At 66.9% G+C, this 16,968-nt stretch carries 18 protein-coding genes, 1 tRNA gene and 1 pseudogene; 13 read left to right on the forward strand and 7 right to left on the reverse strand.

All coding sequences use genetic code 11. From position 1 onward, the window contains the following. Positions 1-62 precede the first annotated feature (62 nt). The gene (locus J7J08_RS00485; protein WP_214900485.1) at positions 63-380 is read left to right on the forward strand and encodes a multidrug efflux SMR transporter; all 318 of its coding nucleotides are present in this window, start codon (positions 63-65) and stop codon (positions 378-380) included. Between the two features lie 67 nt (positions 381-447). Here J7J08_RS00485 and J7J08_RS13460 read toward each other — a convergent pair. Both J7J08_RS13460 and J7J08_RS00490 read right to left on the reverse strand, forming a co-directional pair. Beyond that, positions 448-555, reverse strand: a pseudogene (locus tag J7J08_RS13460) (cation transporter); the annotation flags it as partial. A gap of 256 nt (positions 556-811) precedes the next feature. Next, a tRNA-Ser gene (locus J7J08_RS00490) sits at positions 812-904 on the reverse strand. A gap of 136 nt (positions 905-1,040) precedes the next feature. On the opposite strand from J7J08_RS00490, the gene dnaX reads away from it, so the two are divergent. The 4 genes from dnaX to J7J08_RS00510 all read left to right on the forward strand — a co-directional run bounded on the left by dnaX (position 1,041) and on the right by J7J08_RS00510 (position 4,345). Further along, positions 1,041-2,963, forward strand: a complete 1,923-nt coding sequence (gene dnaX / locus J7J08_RS00495) for a DNA polymerase III subunit gamma/tau (protein WP_214900494.1) — start codon at positions 1,041-1,043, stop codon at positions 2,961-2,963. A gap of 6 nt (positions 2,964-2,969) precedes the next feature. Further along, entirely contained in the window at positions 2,970-3,290 is a 321-nt protein-coding gene (locus J7J08_RS00500) for a YbaB/EbfC family nucleoid-associated protein (RefSeq protein WP_214900496.1), read from the forward strand. Positions 3,291-3,292: 2 nt separating this feature from the next. Continuing rightward, positions 3,293-3,889 carry a recombination mediator RecR gene (gene recR, locus J7J08_RS00505; protein ID WP_214900498.1) on the forward strand — a complete coding sequence of 199 codons (597 nt, stop codon included), beginning with the start codon at positions 3,293-3,295 and terminating at the stop codon, positions 3,887-3,889. Between the two features lie 99 nt (positions 3,890-3,988). Further along, positions 3,989-4,345, forward strand: a complete 357-nt coding sequence (locus J7J08_RS00510; protein ID WP_214900500.1) for a histidine triad nucleotide-binding protein — start codon at positions 3,989-3,991, stop codon at positions 4,343-4,345. A gap of 65 nt (positions 4,346-4,410) precedes the next feature. Here J7J08_RS00510 and J7J08_RS00515 read toward each other — a convergent pair whose 3' ends face one another. Genes J7J08_RS00515 through J7J08_RS00530 form a run of 4 tightly spaced genes read right to left on the reverse strand, consistent with a single transcriptional unit; the run spans position 4,411 to position 8,781 of the window. Beyond that, positions 4,411-4,935, reverse strand: coding sequence for a Slp family lipoprotein (locus J7J08_RS00515; RefSeq protein WP_214900502.1), 525 nt, complete (start codon positions 4,933-4,935; stop codon positions 4,411-4,413). After that, on the reverse strand, positions 4,932-6,878 hold the full coding sequence (locus tag J7J08_RS00520) for a transglutaminaseTgpA domain-containing protein (protein ID WP_214900504.1): 1,947 nt from the start codon (positions 6,876-6,878) through the stop codon (positions 4,932-4,934). The genes J7J08_RS00515 and J7J08_RS00520 overlap by 4 nt, the downstream gene beginning before the upstream one ends. Continuing rightward, the gene (locus J7J08_RS00525) at positions 6,871-7,785 is read right to left on the reverse strand and encodes a DUF58 domain-containing protein (RefSeq protein WP_214901536.1); all 915 of its coding nucleotides are present in this window, start codon (positions 7,783-7,785) and stop codon (positions 6,871-6,873) included. Before J7J08_RS00525 ends, J7J08_RS00520 begins: the two co-directional genes overlap by 8 nt. Positions 7,786-7,827: 42 nt before the next feature. Further along, positions 7,828-8,781 (reverse strand): MoxR family ATPase, encoded by a 954-nt coding sequence (locus tag J7J08_RS00530; protein WP_214900506.1) that lies wholly within the window; start codon positions 8,779-8,781, stop codon positions 7,828-7,830. Between the two features lie 40 nt (positions 8,782-8,821). Between J7J08_RS00530 and J7J08_RS00535 the strand changes: the two genes are divergently transcribed. Next, positions 8,822-10,663: a glycosyltransferase family 39 protein gene (locus tag J7J08_RS00535; RefSeq protein ID WP_214900508.1), complete on the forward strand. Its 1,842-nt coding sequence runs from the start codon at positions 8,822-8,824 to the stop codon at positions 10,661-10,663. Between the two features lie 42 nt (positions 10,664-10,705). Here J7J08_RS00535 and J7J08_RS00540 read toward each other — a convergent pair whose 3' ends face one another. Then, positions 10,706-11,278 carry a Maf family nucleotide pyrophosphatase gene (locus tag J7J08_RS00540; RefSeq protein WP_214900510.1) on the reverse strand — a complete coding sequence of 191 codons (573 nt, stop codon included), beginning with the start codon at positions 11,276-11,278 and terminating at the stop codon, positions 10,706-10,708. Between the two features lie 101 nt (positions 11,279-11,379). Between J7J08_RS00540 and J7J08_RS00545 the strand changes: the two genes are divergently transcribed. From J7J08_RS00545 to fabF, 7 genes are all read left to right on the forward strand, one after another. Beyond that, positions 11,380-11,889: a YceD family protein gene (locus J7J08_RS00545; protein ID WP_214900512.1), complete on the forward strand. Its 510-nt coding sequence runs from the start codon at positions 11,380-11,382 to the stop codon at positions 11,887-11,889. A gap of 109 nt (positions 11,890-11,998) precedes the next feature. Continuing rightward, complete coding sequence (gene rpmF, locus J7J08_RS00550; protein WP_070207941.1) at positions 11,999-12,196, forward strand: 50S ribosomal protein L32; 198 nt, start codon at positions 11,999-12,001, stop codon at positions 12,194-12,196. A gap of 88 nt (positions 12,197-12,284) precedes the next feature. After that, entirely contained in the window at positions 12,285-13,262 is a 978-nt protein-coding gene (locus J7J08_RS00555; protein ID WP_214900514.1) for a beta-ketoacyl-ACP synthase III, read from the forward strand. 137 nt (positions 13,263-13,399) lie between these two features. After that, positions 13,400-14,344, forward strand: coding sequence for an ACP S-malonyltransferase (fabD, locus tag J7J08_RS00560; protein WP_214900516.1), 945 nt, complete (start codon positions 13,400-13,402; stop codon positions 14,342-14,344). A 76-nt stretch (positions 14,345-14,420) separates the two neighbouring features. Continuing rightward, positions 14,421-15,164: a 3-oxoacyl-ACP reductase FabG gene (fabG, locus tag J7J08_RS00565; protein ID WP_214900517.1), complete on the forward strand. Its 744-nt coding sequence runs from the start codon at positions 14,421-14,423 to the stop codon at positions 15,162-15,164. A 153-nt stretch (positions 15,165-15,317) separates the two neighbouring features. Continuing rightward, complete coding sequence (gene acpP, locus J7J08_RS00570; protein WP_214900519.1) at positions 15,318-15,557, forward strand: acyl carrier protein; 240 nt, start codon at positions 15,318-15,320, stop codon at positions 15,555-15,557. A 136-nt stretch (positions 15,558-15,693) separates the two neighbouring features. Further along, positions 15,694-16,956 carry a beta-ketoacyl-ACP synthase II gene (gene fabF, locus J7J08_RS00575; protein WP_214900521.1) on the forward strand — a complete coding sequence of 421 codons (1,263 nt, stop codon included), beginning with the start codon at positions 15,694-15,696 and terminating at the stop codon, positions 16,954-16,956. Positions 16,957-16,968 lie beyond the last annotated feature (12 nt).

Here is a 16,968-nt window from a genome sequence, read left to right on the forward strand (position 1 = left end):
ACGGCCTCCCCCGCATCGGGCATCAACGACCAGGACGGCCTGGCCTCATCAAAGGAGGCCTTATGGCCTGGATCTATCTACTGGCAGCCGGTGTACTGGAAATCGTCTGGGCGTTCGCGATGAAGCAGTCCGACGGTTTCAGCAAGCTCACCCCCTCCATCATCACCATCGCCGGCATGATCGCCAGCTTTTGGCTGCTCGCCCTGGCGATGCGCACATTGCCCCTTGGCACCGCATACACGATCTGGACCGGCATCGGCGCGGTCGGCGCGTTCGTGATCGGCATCGTGTTCCTGGGCGAACACGTCAGCGCGATGCGCATTGCCGCGGCGGTGTTGATAGTGAGCGGGCTGGTGCTGATGAAAGTGTCGAGCGCGTAACTGCGGAAGGGAGCGGCGGGTTCACCCCTGAATCCGCATCTCCCGCCACGCCGAACGCAGCACCCGCGCCGTTGCGGAACGGATTCAGCAGCCACAGGCACACGCCATTGGCCGCCAGGTTCAATGCACCGGCAATGCCCATGCCTTCGAACAGTGGCACGGTCGGATGGGTCAATTGTAGAGCCACGCCCTGCGTGGCTTCGCGGTGCTGAACGGAGGGCAGCCACGCAGGGCGTGGCTCTACCCAAAGGGTCGCCCTTCGGGCGGCGTTGCTTATCTGGCAGGTTGGTCGTGCGTGGCGGGCTGGTGGCCGCTTCATTGCCGGGGATTGCGGGGCCCATCCATGGGCCCCGTCCGGTGTTTCTCGTCCCCCTCTCTCCGCCAGACAGACGCAAAAAGGCCGCCCAGTGGGCGGCCTTTTTGCGTCTGTCTGGCGGAGAGAGGGGGATTCGAACCCCCGAAGCGCGGTTTAGACGCTTACACACTTTCCAGGCGTGCTCCTTCAACCGCTCGGACACCTCTCCGGACCTGCTGCGTTAACCCGCTGCAGGGGCGCAGATTCTAGCCGGGGAATGCGATCTGCACAAGCACCGCGATGCCGGGCAGGGTGGGGCTGGACAGGCGTGGCACAATGGACGTCCCGATGAAGACGGTGGCCTGATGTCCTATCTCGTCCTTGCCCGCAAGTGGCGTCCGAAGCGTTTTGCCGAGCTGGTAGGCCAGGAACACGTGGTCCGTGCGCTCAGCAATGCGCTGGACAGCGGCCGGGTGCACCATGCATTCCTGTTTACCGGCACCCGAGGGGTCGGCAAGACCACCATCGCGCGCATTTTCGCCAAGTCGCTGAACTGCGAGCAGGGCACCAGCGCCGATCCCTGTGGCCAGTGCCCGGCCTGCCTGGATATCGATTCCGGGCGCTACATCGACCTGCTGGAAATCGATGCCGCGTCCAATACCGGCGTGGACGATGTCCGTGAGGTGATCGAGAACGCCCAGTACATGCCCTCGCGCGGCAAGTACAAGGTCTACCTGATCGACGAAGTGCACATGTTGTCCAAGGCGGCGTTCAATGCGCTGCTCAAGACGCTGGAAGAGCCGCCGGAACACGTGAAATTCCTGCTGGCCACCACTGACCCGCAGAAGCTGCCGGTCACGGTGCTGTCGCGCTGCCTGCAGTTCAATCTCAAACGCCTGGACGAAGACCAGATCCAGGGCCAGATGACCCGGATCCTGGCCGCCGAAGACATCGAATCGGACCCGACCGCGATCGTGCAGCTGGCCAAGGCCGCCGACGGCAGCCTGCGTGACGGCCTGTCGCTGCTCGACCAGGCCATCGCCTATGCCGGTGGCGCGCTGCGCGAAGACGTGGTGCGCACCATGCTGGGCACCGTCGACCGTACCCAGGTGGCGGCCATGCTCGATGCCCTGGCCGACGGCGACGGCGTGCGACTGCTGCAGGTGGTGGCTGCGCTGGCGGAGTTTTCGCCCGACTGGAGCGGTGTGCTCGAAGCGCTGGCCGAAGCCCTGCATCGCATCCAGGTGCAGCAGCTGGTGCCCGGTGCCCAAGCCGATGGCGACGGTATCGATGCCGCCACCTTCGCCCAGCGCCTGCGCCCGGAAGTGGTGCAGCTCTGGTACCAGATGGCGCTCAGTGGCCGTCGCGACCTGCACCTGGCCCCCAGCCCGCGTGCCGGCTTTGAAATGGCCGTGCTGCGCATGCTGGCGTTCCGCCCGGCCGCCGCGGTTCCGCCGGTGCCGCGTGACCCGGGCACCGGTACAGAGATGGGCAGCGGTTCGCGTGGCGCCGAACAGGGCGGCATGGCCGCCGCACCGGCTGCGGTGGCTGCGCCCGCCGCCGCCGCGCCGGTGGCCGCAGCTGCAGGGCCTGTAGTCGCCTCGGCTCCGGCCCCGGCAGCCCCCGTTGCCGCTCCCGCTGCGCAGACGCCGAAAGCGGTGCCGGTAGCGGAGGAACCCGCTGCCGACGACGATCTGCCACCGTGGCACCAAGCTGGTAGCGACGACCGCGACGAGGCCCTGGCCGTGGAACTGGCCAGCCCCGACGCCGCCATGGCCGCGCCGTGGGAAGCCCCGCCGGAACGCCCGGCCGTCGTCCAGGCTGCTGCGCCCGCGCCGCGCTCGCAGGGCATCGCCATCGGCCCGTCGCCTGCTGCCGCCACCGCCGCCCCGGTCGCGCTGGCGTCGGCTGAAACCTGGCTGGAACTGGTCGCCCAGAGCCAGCTGAATGGTCCGTCGCGGCAGCTGGCCGCGCATGCCGCCTTCATCGGCTTCCAGCACGGCGTCTTGAAACTGGCCGTATCGCCCGGATTTGAGTACCTGTGTTCGGACCGTTCGCTGGCGGCCCTGACCGAGGCGCTGTCCGGCCCGCTCGGGATGACCCCGCGTATCGTGATCGAACATGGCAACGCCGACGCCGAAACGCTGCACCAGCGTTCCGACCGCCAGCGTGGCGAACGACAACAGGCGGCCGAAACCGCCTTCCTGGCCGACCCGTCGGTGCAGCTGCTCATCCAGCAGCATGGCGCACGGGTCGTGACCGATTCCATCCGTCCTTTTGATGAGTAACACGACATGCGTGGCAACATCGCCCAACTGATGCAGCAGGCCCAGAAGATGCAGGAAAACCTGCAGAAGGCCCAGGAAGAACTCGCCAATCTCGAAGTGACCGGCAGCGCCGGCGGCGGCATGGTCAGCGTGACCCTGACCGGCGCCAAGGAGTGCCGCAAGGTGCGCATCGACCCGTCGATCCTGTCCGATGCGGAAATGACCGAAGACCTGGTCGCGGCCGCCTTCAACGACGCCTCCAACAAGATCGATGCCGAATCGAAGAACCGCATGGGCTCGGCCACGGCCGGCATGCAGCTGCCGCCCGGCATGAAGCTGCCGTTCTAAGCGTGAGCCTGCCCCTGCTCGAACAGCTGATCGAGGCCTTTCGGGTGTTGCCCGGGGTAGGCCAGAAGACCGCCCAGCGCATGGCCTACCACGTGCTGGAGCGCGAGCGCGAAGGCGGCAGGAAGCTGGCCGAGGTGCTGGCCAAGGCGATTGAACGCATCGGCCATTGCGCGCAGTGCCGCGATTTCAGCGAAACCGAGATCTGCGCGTTGTGCGCCAATGGCAGCCGCGAACGCCAGCAGCTGTGTGCGGTGGAATCGCCGGCCGACCGGCTGGCCATTGAAACCGCCACCGGTTTCCGTGGCGTGTACTTCGTGCTGCAGGGGCGTCTTTCGCCGCTGGATGGCATCGGTCCGCGCGAACTCGGGCTGGACCAGCTGGAAGCGCGGCTGGGGCAGGGCGAAGTGCAGGAGCTGATCATCGCCACCAGCGCTACGGTCGAAGGCGAAGCCACCGCGCATTACCTGGCGCAGCTGGCGCGTGCGCACAAGGTGCGGCCCAGCCGGTTGGCGCAAGGGTTGCCGTTGGGCGGTGAGTTGGAATATGTGGATCGCGGTACGTTGTCGCATGCGTTTGGTACGCGTACCGAAGCAACCTAGCAACCGGTAGCGCCGGCCGTTGGCCGGCCCACGCGGATTGCCATCATTCGGGAAGCCGGCCAACGGCCGGCGCTACCGGACAAACATTGAGGTGATGCAATGACCCAGGACACCCTGTTCGGAAAGATCATCCGCCGCGAAATTCCGGCCACCATCGTCTATGAAGATGACGACGTGCTGGCCTTCAAGGACATCGCCCCGCAGGCACCGGTGCACGTGCTCTTCATCCCGAAGAACGAAGCCATTCCCACGCTGGATGACGTGCAGCCTTCGCAGGCGCACCTGATCGGCAAGCTGGCATTGGCCGCAGCGGAGTACGCGCGCCGCGAAGGCTTCGCGCAGGATGGCTACCGCATCGTCATGAACTGCCGCGAGCATGCCGGGCAGACCGTGTTCCATATCCACCTGCACCTGTTGGCAGGCGCGCCGTTGGGCCACTTCGGTACGTCTCCGTAAAGCAAAAAAACCGCCCGAAAGGGCGGTTTTTCTTCAAGGAGTACCGACCGACGGTCGGTACCTACCTACCACCAACCCCAACCGCGGTAGCCCCAGCCGGGACCCCAGCCCGGGCCCCACGGCCCGTAGGGATAGACCGGCACCACGTCCACCTGGCGCTGTTCCGGCCACAGGTAGATCACGTCGGCCTCGAGCTTGGGCAGGCGGTAGTCGTAGTCGCCGATGCGGGTGTTCTCGTAGCCGGCGATCTTGCCGATGAAGGTCACGTCGCGGCCTTCCTCGAACACGGCCGGGTCGTAGAAACCGGCGCGGCAGGCCACGAAGCGGCCATCGCTGGCGTCATTGGAGGTGGTGTTCGGGCGGCCGCTGCCATTGAGCGGGCGCGACAGCAGCTGGAAGCAGGTCTGGCCCTGGCCCGGGGTGGTTTCGATGATGCGGCCCCCCCAGCGGACCGGCGTGCCTACCTGCTGGGTGGCGACAGAGTCGCGCGGGCTGACCACGCTGAACTGCCCCTGCAGCGGTTTGGGGGCCGTGGCACAGGCGGCCAGCGCCAGCGACGCGGCAAGGGGAAGCAGGATCTTGACGTTCATGAGGTTGCTCCGGTGGACGGGCGGTGCCTGTGCAGGTCGCGCACGAGTGAAGGGTCGAGCTCGGCGCCAGCGTAGCGCGCCTGAACGAAACGGTGGCTGAGCGAAATCAACGTCGGGTCGGGACGTTGCCGATGGACGCGCCGGGCCCAGTCCGTTGCGGCCTCCGCAGGGTCCCGGGCAAGGCCATGCCGCGCGTAACGCCGCCCAAGGCGGTGCCAGGCCCGCAGCAGGGGGTCGCGTTCGCGTTCGCCACGGGCCAGCAACCATGCCATCCAGCCTAGCGCGCCGCCCGCGAAGGCAATGAAAATGGCGACCAGCTGTGCCGGCTCCAGCGCGTCGATGCCGAAGGGGCGCAGCAGTTGCTTCTGGCGGTTGGAATCGAACGACAGCACCAGGTCGTTCCAGCCCCGGCGCAGCAGATCGCCCACCTGGCCGACCTGCAGCCAACGGCCTTCCAGCGTCGTGCCGGCGCCTTCGCCGAGGCGGTCTTCCAGGGTGTCGTAGATGCGCTCGGGCGCTACCGCTGCGGTCGGGTCCACCCGTACCCAGCCGCGCTGCGGCAGCCACACTTCGGCCCAGGCATGCGCATCCATCCGGCGCACGACGTAGTAATTGCCATAGGGATTGCGCTGGCCGCCGGCGAAGCCGGTTACCACGCGGGCGGGAATGCCGGCGTTGCGCATCAGGACCACGAACGACGAACTGAAGTGCTGGCAGTAGCCTGCCTGCTGGTCGAACAGGAAGTCGTCCACGCTGTTCCGGCCCGGTTCCGGTGTGTCGAGCGTGTAGGCAAAGCGCGAACGGATCCAGTCCAGCGCGCGTGCCACGACGGCCGCATCGTTGCTGCCCGCGTCCTGCCGCCACTGCCTGCCCAATGCCGCTGTGCGCGGGTTGAGGTTGGGGGGCAACTGCAGCGCCAGTTGGCGTTGGAACGCGCTGAGGGGTTCGGTGTACGCCGCTGCAGGTGCCGATTGCAGGCGCCAACGGGTCAGCGCCGACAGGCTGCGTTCGCTGCGCAGGCTGTAGGTGCCATCTAGGGTCGTGCCGGCCGGTGCCAGCAGCGGCAGGTCCAGCGCCACCAGCTGGCGGCGGTCGGTGGGCTCATAGTCGATCTGGTACTCCCAGCGCGTCGCCGCGCGGGTCACCTTGGGAGGCGCGCGCCGCTCGGTGTAGGGATCGCGGTCCCAACGCCGGCCATCGAAGCGGGTCATCACCGGGCCACGCCAGTAGCGCTGCTCGGGCGGCGGCGCCGCACCGAAGAAGCTCACGCGCAGCGCGGGCGCGTCATCGGCCATCAGGTCCAGCCACTCGGACGGGTCCATGTGGTCGGACAGGCCGGGCTTGCCCACGGCGCGTTCCGGCAGCCCCCACAGCGGCTCGCTCAGCCGCGGGAACAGCCAGAACGCGGCCAGGGCCAGTGGCAAGCCCAGCGCCACCAGCTTGCCCACGCCGCGCACCTGTTCGGTCAGCGTGACACCGGGGGCATGCCCTTCGGCGCGCGCCAGGCGCTGCAGCGTGAGCAGCGTGGCCAGTGCGGCCAGCACCGCCAGGCCCATCGTCAGCGGGCCCTGGTCGAGCAGGAACGCCGAGAACGGGGCAAACAGCGCAAAGCCCAGCAGGCTGCGTGCATCGCGCAGGCTGCGCAGTTCGCTGGATTTCAGCGCCAGCATTGCCGCCAGCAATGCACAGCCGGTGTCGCGCCCCGGGCGCATGCCCATCTGCCAGTAGATCGCGGCCAGCATGCCCAGTACCAGCAGCACCCGGATGGGACCGGGCAGCACGCGTTGCCCGGACACCAGCGCGGTGAGCACCGCCGCCAGTGCGAATACGCCGGCCAGCAACGGTGGCAACTGCAGCAGCAGCGGCAGCAGTGCCAGCGCAGCGCTGGCCAGGGTCCAGTGGCGGGCGGCGGGGGAAAGCAGGGAAGCGGAAAGGTCAGCCATGCGGCATCAGCGCCAGGGCGCGTTGGCAGAGGTGGTGGTGGCTGCTGCCCTGGCCGGGACCCAGCAACGGTTGGCCGGGGAGCTGCAGCGTGTAACGGCGACCCTCGCGTTCGGCCATGTCGACCCAGCGCGCCAGTCGGGCGATCTTCACTTCGCCCGGCAGCGAACCCATCTGCCTCCAGTCGAGCAGGACGTCCACGCCCACCGGCTTTTCGTACTCGCGCACCAGCAGCGTGTCGCGGCGTGCGGAGTGTTTCCAGGAAATGCTGCGCTGCGGATCGCCAGGTCGATAGGAGCGCAGTTGGTGCAGCTCATCGCCGCTGGCATGCACGCGCGTATGCAGTGGGTCGCCATCACCCTCGGGAAGCGGTGGTGGCTGCGGCTCCGGCGCGGCGTAGACCAGCAGTGGCGTATCGGGCCACACCCATGACCATGCACGCACCAGGCCCAGCGGCTGGGTGGTGGAAATGCGGATCCGCTCCAGGTCCAACCAGCCGCGACGCGTGGTCGGCAGGGACAGATCCACTTCGATCTGGTCGGTATCCACCAGGTGTCCGTACCCCTGGCTCTCGCCCAGCGCCAGCACCAGGCCGCGACGCGTGCGCGTATCGGCACGCGAAAGGTTGATGCGCAGCCTCAGCGTGGCCCCGGCCACCACGGGTTCGGCCGACACCGCATCGACCTGCAGCCCCGACAGCTGCAGGTGCGCGCTGAGCGTGCTGGCAATGGCCACCGTGGCCAGCAGCAGCGCCAGCAGCAGGGCAGGGTTGTTGTTGTAGTTCAGTGCGCCCAGCAGCATCGCGCCCAGCACCACGGCCACGAACAGGCCGAAGCGGGTCGGCAGCACGTAGATGCGGCGGCGGTGCAATCGCCGCGGCAGGCTCTCCGGCTGCCGTGGCCGGGCCATCAACGCCAGCGTGCGCCAGCGGTCTCCCCAGCCGCTGCGCACTCAGTCCACCGGAACCGTCTGGAGGATCGCGCGGGCCAGCGCCGGCCCGGTGCTGGCTTCGGCCTCGGGCACCAGGCGATGCCCGGCCACCGCGATGAAGAGGGTCTGCACGTCTTCTGGCACCACGTGGCTGCGCCCCAGCAGCAGCGCATGCGCCTTGGCCGCGCGCAACAGCGCCAGTCCGGCCCGCGGCGACAGGCCCACCCGCACGCCGGTGTGCTGGCGGCTGCGCGCCAGCAGCGACTGCACGTACTGGATCAGCGCTTCGCTGGCATGCACCTGGCTGACCGCTTCGCGCAGGGCGCGCACCTGGTTGTCATCCAGGCAGGCGGTGGCCTGCGCGATCAGGTGGCGGCGATCGGTGCCGCGCAGCAGCTCGCGTTCCGATTCGGGATTGGGGTACCCCAGTGCCAGCCGCAGCAGGAAGCGGTCCATCTGCGAATCGGGCAGCGGGAACGTACCGGAGAGGTCCACCGGGTTCTGGGTGGCGATCACGAAGAACGGATCGGGCAGCGGATGGGTCACGCCATCAAGGGTGACCTGCTGTTCGGCCATCGCCTCCAGCAGCGCGCTCTGCGTACGTGGCGGCGCGCGGTTGATTTCATCGGCCAGCAGCACATGCGTGAAGACCGGGCCGGGATGGAACTGGAACTGGCGGCTGGTGGCTTCGTAAACCGAAACGCCGAGCACATCGGCGGGCAGCAGGTCAGAGGTGAACTGCACGCGCTGGAATCCCAGCCCGAGGCTGGATGCCAACGCATGCGCCAGGGTGGTTTTGCCCAGGCCTGGCAGATCCTCGATCAGCAGGTGCCCACCGGAGAGCAGCGCAACGAACGCCAGGCGGACTTCATGGGCCTTGCCCAGCACCAGCCCATTGACCTGATCCTGCGCGTTGCGCAGGGACTGTCGCAGTTCTTCGGGTAGCATGGCGGGCACGCGGGGCGAAGTATCCATGTTCGTCTCGTGTCGATGATTCCTTCGATTCTATAGAGCAATGCAGGGCGAACAACGCGCACGCACCATTTTTTTGCTGTTGTGGACGCTCATCACGGCCGTAAAGCTCGTGGTGGCTGCGCGTCTGCCCCTGTTCGTGGACGAAGCGTTCTATTGGCAGGAAGGCCAGCACCTGGCCGCCGCCTACTCCGATCTGCCCGGTCTGACCGCGTGGCTGGCACGCCTGGGTGTCGAACTCGGCGGCAACCACGTATTGGCGCTGCGCCTGCCATTCCTGGCCATCGGGGCCATGTTGCCGTGGCAGGTCTCACGCATCGCCACCCGCTGGTTTGGCGCCGTGGCGGGCTGGCAGGCGGGCAGCCTGACCCTGTTGATGCCGCTGTCGGCCACCCTGGGCATGCTGGCCGTGCCCGATGTGCCGTTGGCGCTGGCCGCCGTGTTGTGCCTGGACGCCGGTGCACGCCTGCTGCGCAACGTCGATGCCGCGGCCGCGGTGAAACTGTCGTTGGGGCTGGTGATCGGCGCGCTCAGCCACTACCGCTTCATCGGTGTGATCGTGGTCGGTTTCATTGCCCTGCTGCTGTTGCCGCAGGGGCGGCGCACGCTGCGTGATCCACGCGTGTGGGTGGCGCTGGCAGTGGGCGTGGTGGCGTGGTTGCCCTTGCTGGCGTGGAATGCCGACAACCAGGATGCAGGCCTGAAATTCCAGGTGGTCGAACGCCACCCGTGGGCGTTCCAGTGGAGCGGCCTGTGGTTCCTGGTGATCCAGCCAATGCTGGTCACCCCCATCCTGTGCATCGCGATGTGGAAGGTGGCCTTGGCCGGCACCCGTTCCGGTGGTGGCGCGCGTGCGCAGTGGCGCTACTTCGGCCTGGTGGGGGCGGTGTCCACGCTCGCGATCTTCGCGCTGGGCTTCTTCACCGATGTGGAACGCATCAGCTTCCACTGGCCACTGCCCGGCTACCTGGCCCTGCTGGTGGCGGTGCCGGTGGTGCTCAACGGCTGGCCGCGCTGGCTGCGACGCACCGGCTGGTGGCTGGCGGGGACAGGGCTGGCGCTCGCGTTCTCCTATTACCTGGTGGCCTCCACTCCAAGCCTTCGCGGACAACTGGCTGGCGACAAGTACTACCCGCGCAATTTCGCCGGTTGGGCGCCATTGGCCGATGAGGTGCGTGCGGAACTGGCCGGCATGCCGCCGGGCACGCGCGTGCTGGCCGGCAACTTCAAGGTAGGTGCCGAACTTGGCTTCCAGCTGCGTGATCCCCGGATTGAAGTGCTGCGCCATCCGCTCAATGACAAGCACGGCCGCACCGCGCAGCTTGGGCTGTGGGGCCTGCTGCACGATGGCCAGCGCGATGCGCCGATGTTGCTGGTGCTGTCGCCCAGCGACCAGCGCTACCGCGACCTGCTGGAGCGCTACCATGACATCTGCAGGCAGGTGGGGCCGTTGCCGCCGCCGCGCGTGGTCAGCCAGGACCATGGCTACCAGCGCTTCCTGTTGTTCAAGTTGCCGGCGCAGCGCGTCGAAGGCCCCTGCGTGACCCCGGCCATGGCCTGGGTGGATGCTCCCCTGCAGGATGCGAAGGTAAGCGAGGGCATGGAAGTGCGCGGGTGGGCGTTCAAGGACGGCGTGGGGCTTTCGCGCGTCGAACTGCTGATCGATGGCCGGCCCGTGGGCGATGCGGTCTACGGCCGCGCCTATGACATCACGGCCGCGTGGAAGATTTCCACCGATCCGCAGCACCCGCACGTGGCCTTCGATGCCACGCTGGACACCCGCACGCTCGCCCCCGGCAAACATTGGTTGGGTATGACGCTGTACGGCAACGATGGCAGCGTGGAGCAGTGGCAGGAACAGTCCTTCACCGTTCCCGCGCGCTGACCGCACCGGCATTTCCGGGTGCGCTGCAGCTGCGCGGAGGGCTCAGGGCAGGGTGTAGCCGGCCTGGCGCAGCAGCCCGCTGAGCGCGATCAGGGGCAGGCCGACCAGCGCGGTGGGGTCGCGGTTGTCGATCGCCTCGAACAGGGTGATGCCCAGCCCCTCGCACTTGAAGCTGCCGGCGCAGTCCAGCGGCTGCTCGGCCGCCACGTAGCGGGCAATCTCGTCCGCATCCAGGACCCGGAAACGCACCTCGGTAAGATCGCAGGCCTCCAGCACCTGGTCATCGCGGACCAGGCAGGTCGCGGTATGGAAGGCCACCGTCTGCCCTGACATCGCCGCCAGCTGCGCGTTCGCCCCTGCTACATCGCCGGGCTTGCCCAGCGGGGTCCCGTTCAGGTCCGCGACCTGGTCCGAGCCGACCACCCAGCGCCCCGGGTGCCGGCTGGCCACCTCGGCGGCCTTTGCCCGCGCCAGCCGGATCGCCAGCCCGCGCGGCGCTTCGCCCGGGGCAGGGGTCTCGTCCACGTCCGGCCGCGCCGTCTCCAGGGGCAGGCCAAGCCGCTCCAGCAGTTCACGGCGGTAGCGGGACGTAGAGGCCAGCAGCAGGGGAAGCATGCGACAATACCGGGGTGACAGGGGTGGGGCGCACTCTACCGCACGTCTTCGTATCGCGGTAATTGACAACGGCCGGTGGCGTCCTTAACATTCAGCGGCTTATGTCCGCGAACGTGCCCGAATTGCTGGATGCCTGGCGGATGGTCGCAGCACGAAGGTGCTTCGACGGTCAGGTAGAACTGGCAGAAATGACCCGCCTGCAAGGCCTTGTTGCCGATACCGAGGGAAAGTGCACCTTTGCGCTTGAATTCGGCCACGACGACATCCTGCGGGTATCCTATGTGGACCTGGCCATCGATACCGAGCTGCCGCTGATCTGTCAGCGCAGCCTGCAGCGTTTCCTGCTGCCGGTGTCGGTCAGGCAGCGGCTCGGCCTGATCCGCAGCGAAGACGAAGAGTCGTCGCTGCCGGAGGAGTACGAAGCCATGCTGGTGCCCGAAGACGGCAACCTGCGTCCGCTGGACCTGGTCGAGGACGAACTGGTCCTGGCCGTGCCGGTGGTGCCGCTGTCGCCCGAGGGTGAAGCGGTGGACCGGGACTGGGCCCCGACCGAAGAAGAACAAAGCAAGGCCAATCCGTTTGCGGCATTGGCGGCGCTGAAGAAACAATAGCAGCCGGATTGTCGTCGGCGGCTGCGGCGAAAGCGAAGACTGTGCTGGGCGCTGGCGTCCTGCGCGACGATACGACGAAGCAAAAACGAACCGAGTTTGGAGCAATCCCATGGCTGTGCAGAAATCCCGTGTTACCCCGTCCCGCCGCGGCCAGCGCCGTTCGCATGACGCCCTGAGCGCCAAGCAGCTGTCCACCGACCCGACCACCGGCGAAGTGCATCTGCGTCACCACATCACGGCTGACGGTTTCTACCGCGGCAAGAAAGTGATCGCGACCAAGTCGAATTCGGCCGTCGAAGAAGATTGATTTGTGAGGGCCGCTGCCCGGTCGGGCAGCGGCCTTTACCCCTTTCTTCCTGGCCGCCGTTCCCGGTGGCCGCGTTACAGGAAATGCAATGAGCAAGCGGATCTACTCGAGGATCGCGGGCACCGGTAGTTATTTGCCCGAGAAAGTGTTGACCAACCAGGATCTGGAGAAAATGGTCGACACCAGCGATGAGTGGATCCAGACGCGCACCGGTATCCGCGAGCGGCACATCGCCGCCGACACGGAAACCACCAGTGACCTCGGCTATCACGCCGCGGTACGTGCGTTGGAAGCGGCCGGTATCGACGCCTCCCAGCTCGACATGATCGTGGTGGGTACCACTACCCCTGATCTGATCTTCCCGTCCACCGCGTGCCTGATCCAGGCCAAGCTCGGTGCGACCGGCTGCCCTGCCTTCGACGTCAACGCCGCCTGTTCGGGCTTCGTGTTCGCGCTGGGCGTGGCCGACAAATTCATTCGCTCCGGTGATGCCCGCCACGTGCTGGTCATCGGTGCGGAAACCCTGACCCGTATCGTCGACTGGAACGACCGCACCACCTGCGTGCTGTTCGGTGATGGTGCCGGCGCGGTGGTACTCACGGCCGACGAAGACACCGGCATCCTGAGCACCCACCTGCATTCGGATGGCAGCAAGAAAGAACTGCTGTGGAACCCGGTGGGCGTTTCGGCTGGCTTCGGCGAGGGTGAACAAGCCCGCGGCGCGATCCTGATGAAGGGCAACGACGTGTTCAAGTACGCCGTCAAGGCGCTGGACTCGGTCGTGGACGAAACCCTCGATGCCAATGGCCTGACCAAGGCCGACCTGGACTGGCTGATCCCGCACCAGGCCAACCTGCGCATCATCGAAGCCACCGCCAAGCGGCTGGACATGTCGATGGACCAGGTCGTGGTGACGGTCGATAGACACGGCAACACGTCCTCGGCCTCGGTGCCGATGGCGCTGGACGTTGCCGTGCGCGCGGGCAAGATCCAGCGCGGCCAGCTACTGCTGCTGGAAGCCTTCGGTGGCGGCTTCACCTGGGGTTCGGCGCTGCTGCGTTATTGATGGTGTGTTGATCGATTCATGCAGAACGGCCCCGATGGGGCCGTTCTGCATTTGACCCCTCAATACGCGCCAGTACAGACGAAGCGCGGTATTCCCCCTTATCATTCGCCGTTCGATTTTTGCAGGCGGATCTCCGCGTGACCGATTCCAATCTCGCTTTCGTGTTCCCGGGCCAGGGCTCCCAGTCGCTGGGCATGCTGGCTGAACTGGCTGAGCTGCACCCGCAGGTGCGTGACGCCTTCACCGAAGCCTCCGATGGCGCCGGCGTGGACCTGTGGGCGCTGTCGCAGGGCGGCCCGGAAGAGATGCTCAACCGCACCGAGTACACCCAGCCGGCCCTGCTGGCGGCCAGCATCGGCGTATGGCGCGCGTGGAATGCCGTGCACGGCGCCCAGCCGGTCGTGCTGGCCGGCCACAGCTTGGGCGAGTACACCGCCCTGGTCGCTGCCGGCGCCCTGTCGCTGCGCGACGGTGCCCACCTGGTGCGCCTGCGTGGCCAGCTGATGCAGGACGCCGCCCCGACGGGCGTCGGGGCCATGGCCGCCGTGCTCGGCGCCGACGATGCCGTGGTGAAGGACGTCTGTGAACAGGCCTCCGGCAGCCAGGTGGTGGTGCCCGCCAACTACAACTCGCCCGGCCAGATCGTCATCGGGGGCGATGCCGCCGCCGTCGACCGCGCCTTGGCCCTGCTCGCCGAAAAGGGCGTGCGCAAAGCCGTGAAGCTGGCCGTCAGCGTGCCCTCGCACACCCCGCTCATGCGCGAAGCTGCCAACCGGCTGGCCGAAACCATGGCGGGCCTGGATTGGCGCGTGCCGAGCCTGCCGGTGGTGCAGAACGTGGATGCCCGCGTGCACGACGGCATCGATGCCATCCGCAGCGCACTGGTCCAGCAGCTGTACCTGCCGGTGCAGTGGACCGGCTGCGTGGAAGCCCTGGCCGCGCGCGGCGTCACCCGTGTGGCCGAATGCGGCCCCGGCAAGGTGCTCAGCGGATTGATCAAGCGCATCGACAAGGGCCTGGATGCGCGCACACTGTCCACGCCCGCCGACTTCGAGACTGCCCGCGAGACCTGGGCCGCCTGATGACTTTCGATCGCGTTCGCCACGTGCCAGCCTCCGGGCCGGCGCTGCGGACCGGTCCCGTTCGAGGAAACTGAACATGAGCAAGCCCCTTCAGGGTGACATCGCACTGGTGACCGGTGCCAGCCGTGGCATTGGTGCCGCGATCGCCGACGCACTGGCCGCGCAGGGCGCGACCGTCATCGGCACCGCCACCACCGAATCCGGTGCGGCCGCCATTGGCGAACGCCTGGCTGCCGTGGGCGGCCATGGCCGCGCGCTGAACGTGACCGACCCGGCCGCGCTCGAGGCCGTGCTGGACGGCATCGCCAAGGAGTTCGGTGCCATCACCATCCTGGTCAACAACGCCGGCATCACCCGCGACAACCTGCTGCTGCGCATGAAGGAAGAGGACTGGCAGGCCATCCTCGACACCAACCTGACCAGCGTCTACCGCACCTCCAAGGCCGTCATCCGCGGCATGATGAAGGCGCGCAAGGGCCGCATCATCAATATCGCCTCGGTGATCGGCGTGACCGGCAATGCCGGCCAGGCCAATTACGCCGCAGCCAAGGCCGGCATCATCGCCTTCTCCAAGTCGCTGGCCAAGGAAATCGGCTCGCGCGGCATCACCGTCAACGTGGTGGCGCCGGGCTTCATCGACACCGACATGACCAAGGCGTTGCCGGAAGAACAGCGCACCGGCCTGGTCAAGTCGATCGCCCTGGAACGCCTGGGCGAGCCTTCCGACATCGCCAATGCGGTGGCGTTCCTGGCCGGTCCCTCGGCAAGCTACATCACCGGCGAAACCCTCCATGTGAACGGCGGCATGTACATGCCGTAAGCATGTGGTGCAGGGACTGCACCGCAAGTGGTTGATCCAAATGGAGTTTTGCAGCCATGCAAGGCCCCCGCGGTTTCCACTACACTATCCCACGGCCATCGCTATTTGATGGCGTCACTTTTTGAACCACTACTCCATCTGGAGCGATATCCAATGAGCACCATCGAAGAACGCGTCAAGAAAATCGTCGTCGAACAGCTTGGCGTCAAGGAAGAAGAAGTTGTCAACACCGCATCGTTCGTCGATGACCTGGGTGCCGACTCGCTGGACACCGTTGAACTGGTGATGGCGCTGGAAGAAGAATTCGAGTGCGAAATCCCGGACGAAGAAGCCGAGAAGATCAGCACCGTCCAGGCTGCAATCGACTACGTCACCTCTCACGTCAAGGCGTGATGTCAGGCGGCTTGCGCGCGGGTGTGGCCAACGCCGCCACCGCGTGCAGCAAACCCATGGGGCCGCGCTTGCGGCCCTGTGCTTTTGAGCGTTACACCGCGTCAACCCCGCAACACCCGGGTCAGGAGAATCTGCAATGAAACGTCGCGTCGTCGTTACCGGCATGGGCATGGTCTCGCCGTTGGGCAATGATATGGCCACCAGTTGGAAAGGCATCACCGAAGGCCGTTCCGGCATCGGCCCGCTGACCAACGTTTCGCAGGCTTACCTGGACCGTTTCACCACCAAGATCGCAGGTGAGGTCAGGGACTTCGACATCACCGCCGACAACGAACAGTTCGGCAGGTTCCGGGTCAGTGGCAAGGATGCCAAGAAAATGGACCCATTCATCCATTACGGCCTCGGTGCCGCCTTCATGGCCCTGCACGATTCGGGCCTGGAGATCACCGATGGCAATGCCGAACGCATCGGCGCCATCGTGGGCGCGGGCATCGGCGGCCTGCTGGGCATCGAGGAACAGACCATCGACTTCCACGAGGGCAAGAAGATCTCGCCCTTCTACGTGCCCAAGACCATCATCAACATGCTGCCCGGCCAGCTGAGCATCATCACCGGTTTGAAGGGCCCGTCGTTCTCGGCGGTGTCGGCCTGCGCCACCTCCAACCACTCCATCGGTACCGCCATGCGCATGATCCAGTACGGCGACGCGGACGTGATGGTGGTGGGCGGTGCCGAGCGCGGCTCCTCGCCGACCGCACTGGGCGGCTTCTGCGCCATGAAGGCCATGAGCACCCGCAACGACGCCCCGGCGGAAGCATCGCGCCCGTGGGACAAGGAGCGCGACGGCTTCGTGCTCGGCGACGGTGCCGGCATCCTGATCCTGGAAGAATACGAACACGCCAAGGCACGCGGCGCGCGCATCTACGCCGAGCTTGCCGGCTTCGGCGCCAGCTCGGACGCGTACCACATGACGGCCCCGAGCGAGAACGGCGAAGGCGCTGCCCGCTGCATGACCATGGCCCTCAAGGATGCGGGCGTCAGCCCGGACCAGGTGGGCTACCTCAATGCACACGGCACCTCCACGCCGCTGGGCGACCTGGGCGAAACCATGGCCATGAAGACCGCCTTCGGCGACCACGCCTACAAGATGATGGTCAGTTCCACCAAGTCGATGACCGGCCACCTGCTCGGCGCTGCCGGCGGCGTGGAAGCCATCTTCTCGGTGCTGGCACTGCGCGACAACATCATTCCGCCCACCATCAACCTGCACGAAGCGGGCGAGGGCTGCGACCTGGATTACGTGCCCAACACCGCACGCGAGGCCAAGGTGGATGTGGTGATGTCCAACGGCTTCGGCTTCGGCGGCACCAACGGCACGCTGGTGTTCAAGCGCGTCTGAGTTCCACGCCGC

Origin of the sequence: Stenotrophomonas sp. ISL-67, assembly GCF_018612915.1 — a bacterium.
In the GTDB taxonomy this organism is placed as follows: Bacteria; Pseudomonadota; Gammaproteobacteria; order Xanthomonadales; family Xanthomonadaceae; genus Stenotrophomonas.

Coding starts and splice junctions, on each gene's coding strand:
- J7J08_RS00510 (WP_214900500.1), top strand. CDS start 3,989: ATGACCCAGGACACCCTGTTCGGAAAGATCATCCGCCGCGAAATTCCG.
- J7J08_RS00520 (WP_214900504.1), bottom strand. CDS start 6,878: ATGGCTGACCTTTCCGCTTCCCTGCTTTCCCCCGCCGCCCGCCACTGG.
- J7J08_RS00535 (WP_214900508.1), top strand. CDS start 8,822: ATGCAGGGCGAACAACGCGCACGCACCATTTTTTTGCTGTTGTGGACG.
- fabG (WP_214900517.1), top strand. CDS start 14,421: ATGAGCAAGCCCCTTCAGGGTGACATCGCACTGGTGACCGGTGCCAGC.
- dnaX (WP_214900494.1), top strand. CDS start 1,041: ATGTCCTATCTCGTCCTTGCCCGCAAGTGGCGTCCGAAGCGTTTTGCC.
- fabF (WP_214900521.1), top strand. CDS start 15,694: ATGAAACGTCGCGTCGTCGTTACCGGCATGGGCATGGTCTCGCCGTTG.
- acpP (WP_214900519.1), top strand. CDS start 15,318: ATGAGCACCATCGAAGAACGCGTCAAGAAAATCGTCGTCGAACAGCTT.
- J7J08_RS00525 (WP_214901536.1), bottom strand. CDS start 7,785: ATGGCCCGGCCACGGCAGCCGGAGAGCCTGCCGCGGCGATTGCACCGC.
- J7J08_RS00515 (WP_214900502.1), bottom strand. CDS start 4,935: ATGAACGTCAAGATCCTGCTTCCCCTTGCCGCGTCGCTGGCGCTGGCC.
- rpmF (WP_070207941.1), top strand. CDS start 11,999: ATGGCTGTGCAGAAATCCCGTGTTACCCCGTCCCGCCGCGGCCAGCGC.
- J7J08_RS00545 (WP_214900512.1), top strand. CDS start 11,380: ATGTCCGCGAACGTGCCCGAATTGCTGGATGCCTGGCGGATGGTCGCA.
- J7J08_RS00540 (WP_214900510.1), bottom strand. CDS start 11,278: ATGCTTCCCCTGCTGCTGGCCTCTACGTCCCGCTACCGCCGTGAACTG.
- J7J08_RS00485 (WP_214900485.1), top strand. CDS start 63: ATGGCCTGGATCTATCTACTGGCAGCCGGTGTACTGGAAATCGTCTGG.
- J7J08_RS00555 (WP_214900514.1), top strand. CDS start 12,285: ATGAGCAAGCGGATCTACTCGAGGATCGCGGGCACCGGTAGTTATTTG.
- J7J08_RS00530 (WP_214900506.1), bottom strand. CDS start 8,781: ATGGATACTTCGCCCCGCGTGCCCGCCATGCTACCCGAAGAACTGCGA.
- J7J08_RS00500 (WP_214900496.1), top strand. CDS start 2,970: ATGCGTGGCAACATCGCCCAACTGATGCAGCAGGCCCAGAAGATGCAG.